Below are 13,721 nucleotides of genomic sequence, written 5' to 3'. Positions count from 1 at the left end.
GAAAGGGGTGAACGACGGGCGTGGACGAGTTGACGGAACGTAAACGGGAGGTGCGGCGCGACCTGCTCGCGGTGCGGGCGGCGATGGCCGACGACGAGGTGGCCCAGGCGGCCGAGGAGCTGGCGCGGCGCGCGCTCGAGCTGCCGGAGCTGGCGGCGGCGGACACGGTCGCCGCGTACGTGTCGGTGGGGCGCGAGCCGGGCACGGTGCGGCTGCTGAACGTGCTGCGGGAGCGCGGCGTTCGGGTGCTGCTGCCGGTGCTGCTGACGGACGACGACCTGGACTGGGCGGAGTACGAGGGCGCGGGCCGCCTGGTGGAGGCGGAGCGTGGCGGCCGGACGCGGCTGCTGGAGCCGGGCGGCCGGCGGCTCGGCCGCGAGGCGGTGACGGAGGCCGCCGTGGTGCTGCTGCCGGGTCTTGCGGTGGACCGCCGCGGGGTGCGGATGGGCCGGGGCGGGGGCAGCTTCGACCGGGTACTCGCCCGCCTGGCGGAGGCGGGCGAGCACCCGGATCTGGTGGCCCTGGTGTACGGGCACGAGGTGGTCGAGGAGCTGCCCCGGGAGCCGCACGACCTGCCGGTGGACGCGGCCGTCACCCCGGAGGGGGTGCACCGGTTCAGGAGGAGCCCGGGGGAGTGAGGGTCAGGGTGTGTTCGGCCCGCTCCTCGACGGCCTCCGCGCTGAACGCCCACGGCAGGTACTCGCCGTCGGCCCACATGGTGGTCTGGTCGGTGTAGTTGCCGTGGTAGGCGTGTCCTGAGGCGCCGGTCAGGTTGATCCACAGCGATTCGTCGAAGTTGTCGAGGCTGACGACCATGCGCATGGACGGCACCCAGGTGATGTCGTAGCCGCCGGCCGCGTTCCAGCCGCTGGCGTCCACGGCGTCGGTGCCGCCGGCGAGGTTCCACGGGCCGCGGTTGAGCAGCCACTGGACGGGCCCTGGGCCCTCGGTGCCCAGCGTCTGGTTGTTCAGCATCAGCCGGTGCAGGCGGCCCCAGCTCCAGGTGTCGATGTCCTTGCCAAGCTCCGCGGTCAGCTCCCAGCGGGCGTCGCGCATGGCGCGGGCCAGCAGCTCGTCGCGGTTTCCCGCCTCGGGCTGGTCGGTGGTGGCCGGGGCCTGCCACCACTCGTTGTCCGGGTCCTCCAGAATGCCGCGGACCACCTCGAACCAGCGGTCGCCGCCGTCGGGCTGCGCGGTCTCGGGGGAACGTTCGCCGCACTCGGTGATCAGCCGGGCCCCGCCGCCGGGGTTCTCCAGGGGCTGGGACTCGTCGGCCGGCGGGACGCGCAGGCACTGGTCCTCGACGCGCAGCTCCTTGGGCAGTTTGTTGCCGAACGCGAGCTGGAGCAGGTTGCGCCAGACCGCGTTGTAGTAGGCGGCGGCCGGGGAGTCGGCGTCCTGGGTGTAGTCCCAGCCCTCCAGGAGGGCCTGCGCCTCGCGGATGTACGGGTCGGAGATGTCGATGCGCAGCAGGTGGGGGACGAGCAGTTTGGCCATCTCGTTGCTGTTGTCGAGCTGGATGGACTGCATGTCGCCCATCGAGATCTTGCCGCCGTCCTCGATGGTGCCGCGGATCAGGTCCTCGATGCGCTGGCTGCGGGTGCCGTAGCTCCAGTCGTCGGTCAGCGCGTAGTCGTAGTCCTCGCCGACGACGGCCTGGTTGGCGGTGACGATGTAGCCGCGGTCCGGGTTCAGCTCCCAGGGCAGCTCGTCCTGCGGGATGTAGTCCTGCCAGTCGTAGGCGGAGTCCCAGCCGGGCGAGGGGTAACGGCCGTCGCCCTGGCCGCGGACGGGGATGAGGCCGGGGGCCTGATAGCCGATGTTGCCCGCGGTGTCGGCGTAGATCAGGTTCTGCGAGGGGACCGCGAAGTCCTGGGCGGCGGCCCGGAACTCGTCCCAGTCGGAGGCCGTGTTGAGGGAGAAGACGGCGTCCATGGTGCGGGACGGTTCGAGCGCGGTCCAGCTGAGCGAGACGGCGTACCCCTCGCCGCGGTCGGGCGCGGAGGAGTCGACGGGGGCGCTGTCGCCGACGCTGGCGTACTCCTCCTCGCGGTCGGAGATGATGGGGCCGTTCCCGGTCGAACGCACGGTGATCTCGCGCGGGTCTCCGCCGGCCACCTCGATCGTCTCGTTGCGCGTCTCGTAGGGGATCTGCTCACCGTCGCGCAGGTAATTTCCGTCGCTGAGCTTTTCCAGGCGCAGATCGGTCACATCCGCGCCGAGGTTTGTCAGGCCCCAGGAGATGTCCTGGTTGTGGCCGATGACCACGCCCGGCATGCCGGAGAACGTGAACCCGGACACGTCGAACGGGCACTCGGCGCTGACCTCGGAGCAGTGCAGGCCCATCTGATACCAGACACCGGGCAGCGAGGGCGCCAGGTGCGGGTCGTTGGCCAGCAGCGGCATGCCGGTGGTGGTGTTGTCGCCGTGCACCACCCAGGAGTTGGAGCCGATGCCGCTGCCGTTGGTGCCGAGCAGCGCGGGCACCGAGTCCAGGCTGTCGGCGATCGCGGCCAGCTGCGTCGACGCGCCGCCCAGCGCGTCGCCCGCACCCGCGGGCAGGCCGTCGTCCGGCAGCCCGTCCCCCTCCGGCAGCCCGCCGCCCGGCAGCGACTCGCCCGGCGGCTCGCCGGCGTCGGGGTCGCTGCCGCCGTTCTCCTGGACGATCGGGTTGTTCCGGTCGAACGGGTAGTCCGGGTACAGCTGTTCGATCTCCTCCGGGCTCAGCCGTTCGGCCAGCAGGGAACGGTCGATCTCCTCCTGCATGTTGCCGCGCAGGTCCCAGGCCATGGCCTTCAGCCAGGCCACCGAGTCGACCGGGTCCCACTCCTCGGGCTCGTAGGAGTTCACGAAGCCGAGGGCCGCGTACTCCACGGAGATCTCCTCGCCGCTGTTCTCGGCGAGGTAGGCGTTGACGCCGTCTGCGTACGCCTGGAGGTACGCCTTGGTCTCCTCCGACAGCAGCTCGTCGTACTCCTGCTGTGCGACGTCGTGCCAGCCGAGCGTGCGCAGGAACGCGTCGGTCTCGACCTGGTCCTCGCCGAACATCTCCGACAGCCGGCCGGCCGTCATGTGACGGCGGACGTCCATCTCCCAGAAACGGTCCTGCGCGTGCACGTAGCCCTGGGCGCGGAACAGATCCTGCGCGGAGTCGGCGTACAGCTGCGGGATGCCGTTCCCGTCCCGGGTGACGGTGACGGGGGCGGACAGGCCATCGATCGCGATTTCACCGGAGACCTGCGGGAAGGAGGCCCGTACGGTGCTGACGCTCCAGTAGGCGCCGTAGCCGAGTCCGGCCACGAGCAGCATCACGAGAGCGATCACGATCAGACGACCGCGTCGCCTGGGCTTTTTGGCGGGCATCTCTGTCCTTCACAGGGCAGCTGAGCGGTAGGAGGCAACCATAGACATACGGCCACTGAGGTGAGCCTACGGGGAGTCACACCCCCGGGCCTCCGCGTTCATATGCTGGTAAATTCGCCGCAAAGGCCGTGAATTGCCGAGCCGGTACGCTGCCTCGGTCCCCCGGGAGGAAGGACCCCCCTGACTGTCGACCGCCTGAACGAGCTGATGCTCGCCGGTGCCCTCGTGCTGCTCGTGGCGGTCGCCGCCGTCCGGCTCACCTCGCGCAGCGGGCTGCCCTCGCTGCTGCTGTACCTCGCCATCGGCATGGTGCTCGGCCGGGACGGCCTCGGCGTCGAGTTCAGCGACGCGGAGCTGACGCAGGTACTGGGTTACGCGGCCCTCGTCGTCATCCTCGCCGAGGGCGGCCTCGGCACCCGCTGGCAGGACATCCGCCCCGCCGTTCCGGCCGCCGCCGCGCTGGCCACCGTCGGGGTCGGCGTCAGTGTCGGCGTGACGGCCGCCGGCGCCCACTTCCTGGCCGGGCTGCCCTGGGAATCGGCGCTCGTGATGGGCGCGGTGGTGTCCTCGACCGACGCGGCGGCGGTCTTCTCCGTCCTGCGCCGGGTGCCGCTGCCGCGGCGGCTCGCAGGCATTCTGGAGGCGGAGTCCGGCTTCAACGACGCCCCCGTGATCATCCTCGTCGTCGCCTTCTCGGCCACGGACCACGCGACCGGGCACTGGCACGTCCTGCTCGGCGAAATGGTCCTTGAACTGGCGGTCGGCCTCGCCGTCGGACTCGTCGTCGGCCGCGTCGGCGCCCTCGCCCTGCGGCACGTGGCGCTGCCCGCCTCCGGGCTCTACCCGATCGCCGTGCTCGCGCTGGCCGTTCTGGCGTACGCCGCGGGCGCGTTGCTGCACGGCAGTGGCTTCCTCGCCGTCTACGTCGCAGCCGTGCTCCTCGGCAACGCCCGCCTGCCGCACCGCCCGGCGACCCGCGGCTTCGCGGACGCGGTGGCGTGGGTGGCGCAGATCGGCCTGTTCGTCCTGCTCGGGCTGCTCGTGGACCCCGACGCCCTGTGGAACGACATCGGCCCGGCGCTGCTCGTCGGCGGCGCGCTGACCCTGGTCGCCAGGCCGCTGTCGGTGGTGGTGGCGCTGCTGCCGTTCCGGCTGCCGTGGCGGGAACAGGTCATGCTGTCCTGGGCCGGGCTGCGCGGCGCGGTGCCCATCGTGCTCGCCATCATCCCGGTCGTGGGCGGTGTCGAGGACAGCGACCGGATCTTCTCGGTCGTCTTCGTGCTCGTGGTGATCTTCACACTCCTGCAGGGCCCCACGTTGCCCTGGCTGGCGCGGCGGCTCGGCCTCGCGGGCAGTGAGCAGGCCGTGGACGTGGACATCGAGTCCGCGCCGCTCGACCGGCTCCGGGGGCACCTGCTGTCCGTGACGATCCCCGGCGCCTCGCGCATGAACGGTGTGGAGGTCCGTGAACTGCGGCTGCCCGCCCAGGCCGCCGTCACCCTCGTGGTGCGCGACGGCACCAGCTTCGTGCCGCAGCCGGACACCGTGCTGCGGCACGGCGACGAGCTGCTGGTCGTGGCGACGGACGCGGTACGGGACGCCGTCGAACGGCGGCTGATCGCCGTGGGGCGCGGCGGGAAGCTCGCCGGATGGCTCGGCCGGGGCGGCAGCACGGGGCTGCGGGGGCAGCGGGAGTGAGCGGCAGTGGACTTCCGGCCCCGGAATGTTGCACGATGGAGCGTCGTTAGCACTCCATGACCATGAGTGCCAGGAGGAAGACGTGCCGACATATCAGTATCAGTGCACCGAGTGCCACGAAGGTCTCGAAGTGGTGCAGAAGTTCAGCGATGACGCGCTGACGGTGTGCCCGGCATGCCAGGGGCGGCTGAAGAAGGTGTTCTCCGCCGTCGGCATCGTCTTCAAGGGCTCCGGGTTCTACCGGAACGACAGCAGGAGCAGCTCGGCCTCCGGCAGCCCGGCCTCGTCCTCCGCGGGCGGCAAGGGTGGCAAGGACGGTAAGGAAGGCAGCCAGGGGGGCAAGGAAGGCAAGGGCGGTGAGAAGAAGGGGGAGGCCGCTTCCTCCTCGTCTTCTTCGGGCTCCTCCTCTTCCTCCTCCTCGGCGTCCGCCTCTTCCTCGTCGGCGTCCTCCTCGGCATCCTCCTCGTCGAGCGCCGCAGCCTCCGCCGCATGAGCGCCGGGGGCGGGGACGCCGCCCGGCAGGCGGACATAGGCGTGATCGGCGGGTCCGGGTTCTACTCGTTCCTCGACGACGTGACCGAGATCACCGTCGACACCCCGTACGGTCCGCCCAGTGACACGCTGCTGCTCGGCGACATCGCCGGCCGGCGCGTCGCGTTCGTGCCGCGCCACGGCCGGGGGCACCATCTGCCGCCCCACCGCATCAACTACCGCGCCAACCTGTGGGCGCTGCGTTCGCTCGGCGTGCGGCAGGTCCTCGGGCCCTGCGCGGTGGGCGGGCTGCGCTCCGAGTACGGGCCGGGCACCCTACTGGTGCCCGACCAGCTCGTCGACCGCACCAAGGGCAGGCCGCAGTCCTTCTTCGACGGCGAGCCCAGGGCCGACGGGACCCAGCCGAACGTCGTGCACGTCTCGTTCGCCGACCCCTACTGCCCGGCCGGGCGCGCGGCGGCGCTCGCCGCGGCGCGCGGGCAGGACTGGGACGCGGTGGACGGCGGCACGATGTGCGTCATCGAGGGGCCGCGCTTCTCCACCAGGGCCGAGTCCCGGTGGCACGCCGCGCAGGGCTGGTCGGTCGTCGGGATGACCGGGCACCCGGAGGCGATCCTCGCCCGCGAACTGGAGCTGTGCTACACCTCGCTGGCGCTGGTCACCGACCTGGACGCGGGCGCGGAGGTCGGGGAGGGCGTGTCGCACGCCGAGGTCATGGAGGTCTTCGCGGCGAACGTCGGGCGGCTGCGCGAGGTGCTGTTCGACGTCGTCGGCCGCCTTCCCAAGGACCGCGACTGCACCTGCGGGACGGCGCTGCTCGGCCAGGACCCGGGGATCGCCCTGCCGTAACCCGTGGTTGAGGGGCTCGGATGGGGCTCGGGTGAGTTCCTGTGGGTGACGAGGTTTTCCACAGGGGCCGGGTTGTCCACAGGTCCGAGCGGGATTCGGCGCGGGCGGGCACGGTGGTGCCATGCAGCGCACACCGGCTCCGGCCCTCTCCGCCTCGTCCCCGGCCCTTCTCGGCTCGGCACCTCTCGATTCCGCGCCCCTCGGTTCCGCACCTCTCGGTTCCGCACCTCTCGGCTCCGCACCTCTCGATTCCGCACCTCTTGTTGCCACTTCCCCGGCTGCCGCTCCTCCGGCACCGGCTGGTTCCGCGGCGGCGCAGCGTGCCGGGCTGCTCCCGGCCACGGCCGTTCCCGAGTTCGGTCCCGTGCGCCCGCGCGGCGGGCGGGGGCGGCTGCGGCGCGCGCTGCGGCGGCACCGCCGCGCGGTGGTCGCGGCGCTCGCCGTCACGGCGGCGGCCCTGGCCGTCGCGGCGCCCCGCGCCGCGGGGCCGGCGCCGGCCGAGCCCGCCGAGCCGGCCGCGCGGGAGGGGCCGCCGGGCGCCGGGCCCGGCCGCGGCTCCGGCGCGGCGGCCGACCGGGTTCTCGCGCCGGTCAGGATCACCGATGCGGACGCGGTGCGGCTGTTGCGGCCGGGCGACCGGGTGGACGTCCTGGCCGCCACCGCGGACAGGTCCGACGCGTCGGCGGCTCCCGCACGGGTCGTCGCCAGACGGGCCCGCGTCGTGGACGTTCCCGAGGCGCCCGAGGCGCCCGAGGCCGGGACCGCGAGCGGCGTGCTGGAGGCCGCCCGGGGCGCCCTGCTGGTGCTGTCCGTCCCGCCCGGTACGGCGGCCGCCCTGGCCGGCGCCGCCGCGGCCGCGGACCTGGCGGTGACCAAGTGGTGACCATCCGCGGCCTGCTCACCGGAAAGTGGGTACGGAATTGGACAGCTTCGCCCCGGCTGATGCAGCTTGGACGGTTCAAGCAGCGAGCGCAGGCCCGCAGAGCCTGTGGTGTGGACGAGAGGCGTATCCGTGACCGAGGAGAGGAAGGGCGTCCTGACGGGCGTCAAGGACACGATGGGAGGGTTCCGCACCTTTCTCCTCCGGGGGAATGTGGTGGAGCTCGCGGTCGCCGTCGTCGTCGGCACCGCCTTCACCAGCATCGTCAACTCGGTGGTGGATGGGGTCATCAATCCCCTCGTCGGTGCTTTCGGCACCAAGGATCTGGACGCCTACCAGTCGTGCCTGCGCGGGCCCTGCGAGGTCAACGCGGCGGGCGAGATCGTGTCCGGTATCCCGATCCGGTGGGGTTCGGTCCTCAGCGCCTCGCTGACCTTCCTGATCACCGCGGGCGTGGTGTATTTCCTGATGATCCTGCCCCTCACCCGCTATCAGGCGCGGCGGCAGGCCAAGGCCCCGGACGCCCCCGTGGTGCAGACGGAGCTGGAGCTGCTCGCCGAGATCAGGGACGAGCTGGTCGCGCAGCGCACGCACCGCGCGGACACCGTCACCGTCGGCGCGCAGCGGCGGGATCTGCCGGACGAGCCACGCGAACGGGAGTAGCCGCGGCCGGTCAGAGGTGGTGGGGCGGCTTCTCGCTCAGGAAGCGGGCGACATCCCCGGCCTCGGCGTCCTCCGGCGGGTCGCCCCAACCGCGGTCCGAGTCGTCGGACGACCGGCGCTCCAGCGGATCGTCGAAATCCAGGGCGCGCCCGGTGTCCGCCTGTGTCCGGCCGGGGCGCGAGATGTCACTCATGCTGCCAGCGTACGGCCGCGGCGGCAGCGTTCCGGGACTCAGGGCCTCGTGCCACCAGCAGTCCCGGCCCGGCTGCCACGGCACCGGGCGGGCCACCTGCGGCACCACCAGGACCGTGTGGACGGTCGAGGAGCCGACGAGCGCCCGGTCGAGCACGGCCTTGGTCCCGTACACGCGGCCGTTGGAGTGGCAGGCGTCCGCGGTGATCACCAGCCGTGCGTCCGAGCCGCGCAGACGGTGGCGGAGGAGACCGTGCCGGTCTCCCAGCGGCAGTGAGATACGCAGCGCGGAGAGCTGGACGCAGGCGAGTGTGACTATCACGGACTCCAGGCACATGGGCAGGAGCACCGGCACCGGGTCCCCCGCGCGCACACCGAGGCGCCCCAGCGCTCGTGCCGCCCGCTCGCTCTCCCACAACAGCTGGGCGTGGCTGAGCACGTCGGCAGGGCCGAAGCCGCCGCCCGAGCCGCCTTGATCTCCCGACATGACCGGCAGCCTCGCCGTTGGCGATTGACGTCCGATAAACGTCCGCTGTACGTGGGTGCTTCGCGTGCGGCGCGTGGTACGCAGGAGGCATGGATGAGGACTCACGGGCCACGACGGGGCCCCTGGACGCGCTGACGGACGTGGCGGGGCTGTGCGTGGGCCACGCCCAGCGGATCGGGGACGGCTGGCTTTCGGGCGTGACGGTGGTGCTGACACCCGAAAGCGGGACGGTCGCCGCGGTGGACGTGCGGGGCGGCGGCCCCGGCACCAGGGAGACGGACGTCCTCGACCCGCGGAACCTGGTGGAGCACGTGGATGCGTTCACTCTCAGCGGGGGCAGCGCCTTCGGTCTCGACACGGCGGGTGGTGTCGTCGCGTGGCTGGAGGAGCAGGGCCGTGGCTTCCGGGTCGGGCCCGATCCGGCGGCCGTGGTGCCCATCGTGCCGACGGCGATCCTGTTCGACCTGGGCCGCGGCGGCGACTGGCGGGCCCGGCCCGATGCCGCGCTCGGCCGGGCCGCAGCCGAGGACGCCGCCGCCCGCGGGCCGGGGGCGCCCGTGCCCGAGGGCACGGTGGGCGCGGGCACCGGCGCCAAGGCCGGCGGATTCAAGGGTGGGATCGGTACGGCCAGCACGGTGCTGCCCTCCGGCGTCACGGTGGCCGCCCTCGCCGCGGTCAATGCCGCCGGATCGCCGGTCGACCCCGCGTCGGGCGCCCTCTACGGCGAGGAGGGCGGCCCGGTGCCGTCCCCGCAGCGGCACGCCGAGGCGCGGCACCGGCTCGCGGCGGCCGGCGAGGAGACGGTGCGCAGGTCCGTGACGTCCGGGCGCCCCCCGTTGAACACCACGCTCGCCATCGTGGCCACGGATGCCGCGCTGTCCGCCGCCCAGGCGCAGAAGCTGGCGGGCACGGCGCACGACGGGCTGGCCCGTGCGGTGCGTCCGGCGCATCTGATGAACGACGGGGACACGGTGTTCGCCGTGGCCACCGGGGGGCGGCCGGGGCCCGCGGGGCCGACGCCGATCGAGGCCGCGCTCGCGTTCAACGCGATCCTGGAGGCGGGGGCGCACGTGCTGGCGCGGGCCGTGGTCAAGGGGGTGCTGGCCGCGGACGGGGCGGACACCCCGGGCGGGCTGTTCCCCTCCTACCGGGACCTGTACGGCCGGGAGTGAGGCGGTGCCGCCCCGCCGCCCGGTGCCTCCTCGGTCCCGCGGCCGGGGTCGGACGCGTATGGGAAACGCCCGGCCCCCGCGGCGGGTTGCCGCGGGGGCCGGGCGCGCTGTCGGCTCGTGGTGTCAGTGCACCATCACCGGGATGGGCGCACCCTCGTCGGAGCCCTCGCCAGAGGCGTCGGTCCCGTGGCCGCTGCCCTTGCTGTTGATCAGCAGGGCGGAGACGACGGCCGAGCCGAGGACGATGAAGAACGCCCACCAGATGGCCGTGGTGTAGCCGTGGACCATCGACTCCAGCACCAGCAGGCGCTCGTTCGTCGAACCGGCCGCGTGGTCGGTGACGTACGCGGTGGTGGCGCTGGCCGCGATGGTGTTCAGCAGCGCGATGCCGATGGCGCCGCCGACCTGCTGGGACACGTTCACCATGGCGCCGGCGACGCCCGCGTCGGTCGGCTTGACCCGCTCGGTGGCCAGGCTCATCGCCGGCATGAACGCGGTGCCCATGCCCAGGCCGAGCAGCACCTGCGCCGGCATGATGACCGCGGCGTAGGAGGTGTCGATGCTGAGCTGGGTCAGCAGCAGCATGCCGAGCGAGGCGACCAGGAAGCCGGGCACCATCAGCATGCGCGCCGGGACCCTGGTGACCAGCCGGGCACCGATCTGGGTCGAGCCGATGATCATGCCCGCGACCATCGGCAGGAACGCCACACCGGTCTTCACCGGCGAGTATCCGCGCACGACCTGGAGGTAGTAGGTCAGGAACAGGAACAGACCGAACATGCCGACGATGGCCAGGCCGAGCGCCGCGTAGGCGCCGCCCCGGTTGCGGTCGGTGACCACCCGCAGCGGCAGCAGCGGGGACTTGACGCGCGACTCGACGATGACGAACGCCGCGAGCAGCACGGCGGCGGCGACGAACATCGTGACGGTGACCGACTCGGTCCAGTCCTCGTGCTCGGCCCTGGCGAAGCCGTAGACGAGGGCGACCAGGCCGAGCGAGGCCAGGACCGCGCCGGGGATGTCCAGGGTGGAGCGGTTGCGGGCGTTCTCCGGCTCGTTGATGTACATCATGGCGCCGACGGCGGCGATCACGGCGAACGGAATGTTCACGTAGAACGTCCAGCGCCAGTCCAGGTAGTCGGTGAGCGCCCCGCCGAGCAGCAGGCCGATGGCGGCGCCCGCACCGGCGATGGCACCGAAGACGCCGAAGGCCTTGGCGCGTTCCTTGGCGTCGGTGAACAGGATGGTCAGCAGCGACAGCGCGGCCGGGGCGAGCAGCGCGCCGAAGACGCCCTGGAGCGCGCGGGACAGGTAGAGCATCGCCTCGTTCGACGCGGCGCCGCCCAGCGCGGAGGCGAGGGCGAAGCCGATGAGCCCGACGACGAAGGCGCGGCGCCGTCCCCACAGGTCGGCGACGCGGCCACCGAACAGCAGCAGGCCGCCGAACGCCAGGGCGTACGCGGTGATGACCCACTGCCGGTTGCCGTCGGATATGCCGAGGTCGGTCTGGGCCGACGGCAGCGCGATGTTCACGATGGTGCCGTCGAGGACCACCATCAACTGGGCGAGGGCGATGAAGAAGAGCGCTTGCCAGCGCTTGGGGTCGAGGGCACCGTGAGCGGGGCTCACGGTCTTTTCCGGTGGCATAAGGGTGACAAACCTCACGTGGCGTTGGTGCATGGGCGGGCGGATGGGAGCCCCGTACTGAGGACTCGGGTGACGGGCCGAACTCAGCGCTGGGCGCGGCGCCGGGTCGTGCTGGCGATCAGCAGAACTCGTCCTTGAGGTCTTCGAGGCTGCTCGCCTGGCCGGGCAGCTCGCTGCGGGGCGGCGTGCGCAGGCCGTCCAGGAACACCTGGAGATGGCGCCTGGCCATCGTGCTCACGCCGGAGCCCTGGGTGCCCGGCACGGGCAGGGTCAGACGGGCGACCGCGATCAGCAGATCACCGGAGCCGATGTCGCCGCGCAGCTGGCCGGACGCGTGGGCCCGGTCGACCAACTGCTGGGTGACGCGGTGCATGCGCTCCCGGCTGGCTACCAGGCGCGGGTCCTCCCGGTCGATGCCGAAGCCCAGCATCGGGCAGAGGCCGCCGACCCGCTCCTCGGCGGAGTCGAGGACCATGCGGCACAGCGCCTCGAAAGGGTCGTGCACGCTCTCCAGGGCCTGCTGGGCTCGCTCGATGATGCGCTGGTTCACATAGAGCAACACGTGGAACAGCAGCGACTCCCGATCCGGGAAGTGCCGGTACAGCGTGGCATTCCCGACTCCGGCTCGTCGAGCGATTTCGTCGAGGGGCACGTGCGGCCCGTTCTCGACGATGGCTTCGCGGGCAGCGGCGAGGATGCGCTCGCGGTTGCGGACGGCGTCGGCGCGCAACCGGGTGCGTGTGGCCGTGGACTTGAGGGTCACCTTGCCGCTCCCTGCTGGGGTGAACAACCGGGGAGTCAGTCCCCGCTTGCCTGGACAATGCTCTAAACGGAGAGGCAATCCCCGCTTATTTCGCGAGCCGATGTGTCGTGTGTCACACCATGTCGGGATCGGTGCGAGCGCGGCGGTGCGAGCGCGGCGGTGCGAGCGGGAACGGGCGGACGGCAGAGAGCCCCGTACCGCCAGGGGTGGCGGTACGGGGCCGTGGCCGTGGCCGTGGGAGGTGAGGTGGTCGGGCTGTGCGGCGGTCAGGCCGCGGCGTCGAAGCCGGAGTCGTTCGCCATGCGCTTCAGCTCCAGCAGGGCGTGCTTCTCGATCTGCCGAATCCGCTCGCGGGTCAGACCGTGCTGCTTGCCCACCTCGGTGAGCGTCCGCTCGCGGCCGTCCTCGATGCCGTACCGCGCCCTGATGATGGCCGCGGTGCGGTCGTCGAGGCGGCTGATCAGGTCCTCAAGACCCTCGCGCCGCATCATGACGAGCACCGACTGCTCGGGCGAGGCCGCGGAGGTGTCCTCCAGCAGATCGCCGAACTGGGTCTCGCCCTCGTCGTCCACCGACATGTTGAGGCTGACGGGATCGCGCGCCCAGTCCAGGACGTCCTGGATGCGCTCCGGCGTCGAGCCCAGCTCGGCCGCCATCTCCGAGGGCTCGGGCTCGCGGCCGTGCTCGCGGTTGAACTCCCGCTGCACGCGCCGGATGCGGCCCAGCTCCTCGACCAGGTGAACGGGCAGCCGGATCGTCCGCGACTGGTCGGCGATGGACCGCGTGATGGCCTGCCGAATCCACCAGGTCGCGTACGTCGAGAACTTGAAGCCCTTGCTGTAGTCGAACTTCTCAACGGCCCTGACCAGGCCCGCGTTGCCCTCCTGGATCAGGTCGAGCAGCGGCAGTCCGCTGCGCGGATAGCGCCGGGCGACGGCGACGACGAGGCGGAGGTTGGCACGGATGAACGCGTCCTTGGCGCGCTCCCCGGCGGCGACGATGGCCTCCAGCTCCTCCCGCGTGGCGGAGGCGGCCGCGCCATCCGCCGCCGGCTCCTCCACGCCCCGCAGGATGCGCCCCGCGTACAGCCCCGCCTCGATCGTCAGCGACAGCTCGACCTCTTTCGCAGCGTCGAGCAGCGGGGTACGGGCTATCTCGTCGAGATACATCCCGACCAGATCGCGCTCCGTGGCATCGCTGCCTGCGCTGGACCGGACACTGCCCGCCGCTTCGACACTGTCATCGGTGTCCGGACGCCGGGCGACGGCACGGGTTGCCATACGTGCTCCCTTGCGAAGTGATCAAATGTGGTCCTCTTCGGACCGGACCGGGCTGCCCCCTTGCCGCCCGCATCCATAACGAATCAACGACGGGAATCCGGACAGAATTCCCAAGCCGCGCATCTTTTTCCCGGTGATGCAGTACCCTGCCCGGCCACATGCTCCCGCCCGGGACCATGCAGGACATCTCTCCCCACATCCATCCCCACATCCATCCCCACATCCCTGAAGACGA

The 13,721-nt window shown here is 72.1% G+C and carries 12 protein-coding genes; 7 read left to right on the top strand and 5 right to left on the bottom strand.

What is annotated here, in order from left to right; all coding sequences use genetic code 11:
* The first annotated feature begins 20 nt into the window (after positions 1–20).
* Positions 21–638, top strand: a complete 618-nt coding sequence (locus RM779_RS04235) for a 5-formyltetrahydrofolate cyclo-ligase (protein WP_311615916.1) — start codon at positions 21–23, stop codon at positions 636–638.
* Here the strand turns inward: RM779_RS04235 and RM779_RS04230 are convergent.
* A complete protein-coding gene (locus RM779_RS04230; RefSeq protein WP_311615914.1) occupies positions 616–3,363 on the bottom strand; it encodes a penicillin acylase family protein in 2,748 nt (915 codons plus the stop codon). The genes RM779_RS04235 and RM779_RS04230 overlap by 23 nt on opposite strands.
* 207 nt (positions 3,364–3,570) lie before the next feature.
* On the opposite strand from RM779_RS04230, the gene RM779_RS04225 reads away from it, so the two are divergent.
* The 5 genes from RM779_RS04225 to RM779_RS04205 all read left to right on the top strand — a co-directional run bounded on the left by RM779_RS04225 (position 3,571) and on the right by RM779_RS04205 (position 7,945).
* Positions 3,571–5,061 carry a potassium/proton antiporter gene (locus RM779_RS04225; RefSeq protein ID WP_311615912.1) on the top strand — a complete coding sequence of 497 codons (1,491 nt, stop codon included), beginning with the start codon at positions 3,571–3,573 and terminating at the stop codon, positions 5,059–5,061.
* A gap of 82 nt (positions 5,062–5,143) precedes the next feature.
* Complete coding sequence (locus RM779_RS04220; RefSeq protein WP_311615911.1) at positions 5,144–5,554, top strand: FmdB family zinc ribbon protein; 411 nt, start codon at positions 5,144–5,146, stop codon at positions 5,552–5,554.
* The gene (locus tag RM779_RS04215; protein WP_311615909.1) at positions 5,551–6,402 is read left to right on the top strand and encodes an S-methyl-5'-thioadenosine phosphorylase; all 852 of its coding nucleotides are present in this window, start codon (positions 5,551–5,553) and stop codon (positions 6,400–6,402) included. Before RM779_RS04220 ends, RM779_RS04215 begins: the two co-directional genes overlap by 4 nt.
* 364 nt (positions 6,403–6,766) lie before the next feature.
* The gene (locus RM779_RS04210; protein ID WP_311615907.1) at positions 6,767–7,285 is read left to right on the top strand and encodes an RcpC/CpaB family pilus assembly protein; all 519 of its coding nucleotides are present in this window, start codon (positions 6,767–6,769) and stop codon (positions 7,283–7,285) included.
* A 174-nt stretch (positions 7,286–7,459) separates the two neighbouring features.
* Complete coding sequence (locus tag RM779_RS04205; RefSeq protein WP_311616506.1) at positions 7,460–7,945, top strand: MscL family protein; 486 nt, start codon at positions 7,460–7,462, stop codon at positions 7,943–7,945.
* 10 nt (positions 7,946–7,955) lie between these two features.
* Here the strand turns inward: RM779_RS04205 and RM779_RS04200 are convergent, their stop codons facing one another.
* The gene (locus RM779_RS04200; protein WP_311615905.1) at positions 7,956–8,624 is read right to left on the bottom strand and encodes an AMP-binding protein; all 669 of its coding nucleotides are present in this window, start codon (positions 8,622–8,624) and stop codon (positions 7,956–7,958) included.
* Positions 8,625–8,713: 89 nt separating this feature from the next.
* Here RM779_RS04200 and RM779_RS04195 point away from each other — a divergent pair, with 89 nt between their 5' ends.
* Entirely contained in the window at positions 8,714–9,796 is a 1,083-nt protein-coding gene (locus RM779_RS04195) for a P1 family peptidase (RefSeq protein WP_311615903.1), read from the top strand.
* Positions 9,797–9,919: 123 nt separating this feature from the next.
* Here RM779_RS04195 and RM779_RS04190 read toward each other — a convergent pair whose 3' ends face one another.
* From RM779_RS04190 to RM779_RS04180, 3 genes are all read right to left on the bottom strand, one after another.
* Positions 9,920–11,443 carry an MFS transporter gene (locus tag RM779_RS04190; RefSeq protein ID WP_394813212.1) on the bottom strand — a complete coding sequence of 508 codons (1,524 nt, stop codon included), beginning with the start codon at positions 11,441–11,443 and terminating at the stop codon, positions 9,920–9,922.
* Between the two features lie 118 nt (positions 11,444–11,561).
* Entirely contained in the window at positions 11,562–12,206 is a 645-nt protein-coding gene (locus RM779_RS04185; protein ID WP_311615900.1) for a TetR/AcrR family transcriptional regulator, read from the bottom strand.
* A gap of 266 nt (positions 12,207–12,472) precedes the next feature.
* A complete protein-coding gene (locus RM779_RS04180; RefSeq protein WP_311615898.1) occupies positions 12,473–13,486 on the bottom strand; it encodes a sigma-70 family RNA polymerase sigma factor in 1,014 nt (337 codons plus the stop codon).
* Between the last annotated feature and the right edge of the window lie 235 nt (positions 13,487–13,721).

The sequence above is a fragment of the Streptomyces johnsoniae genome, assembly GCF_031845565.1.
GTDB classification, from domain to species: Bacteria; Actinomycetota; Actinomycetes; order Streptomycetales; family Streptomycetaceae; genus Streptomyces; species Streptomyces johnsoniae.
The sequence above is the reverse complement of the archived record's forward strand: the minus strand, read 5'-3'. Positions and strand labels throughout refer to the sequence as shown.

What these genes read in the sequence shown, in the direction of transcription:
- RM779_RS04230 (WP_311615914.1), bottom strand. Translation starts at nt 3,363, where the DNA reads ATGCCCGCCAAAAAGCCCAGGCGACGCGGTCGTCTGATCGTGATCGCT.
- RM779_RS04225 (WP_311615912.1), top strand. Translation starts at nt 3,571, where the DNA reads ATGCTCGCCGGTGCCCTCGTGCTGCTCGTGGCGGTCGCCGCCGTCCGG.
- RM779_RS04215 (WP_311615909.1), top strand. Translation starts at nt 5,551, where the DNA reads ATGAGCGCCGGGGGCGGGGACGCCGCCCGGCAGGCGGACATAGGCGTG.
- RM779_RS04205 (WP_311616506.1), top strand. Translation starts at nt 7,460, where the DNA reads ATGGGAGGGTTCCGCACCTTTCTCCTCCGGGGGAATGTGGTGGAGCTC.
- RM779_RS04200 (WP_311615905.1), bottom strand. Translation starts at nt 8,624, where the DNA reads ATGTCGGGAGATCAAGGCGGCTCGGGCGGCGGCTTCGGCCCTGCCGAC.
- RM779_RS04195 (WP_311615903.1), top strand. Translation starts at nt 8,714, where the DNA reads ATGGATGAGGACTCACGGGCCACGACGGGGCCCCTGGACGCGCTGACG.
- RM779_RS04190 (WP_394813212.1), bottom strand. Translation starts at nt 11,443, where the DNA reads ATGCCACCGGAAAAGACCGTGAGCCCCGCTCACGGTGCCCTCGACCCC.
- RM779_RS04180 (WP_311615898.1), bottom strand. Translation starts at nt 13,486, where the DNA reads ATGGCAACCCGTGCCGTCGCCCGGCGTCCGGACACCGATGACAGTGTC.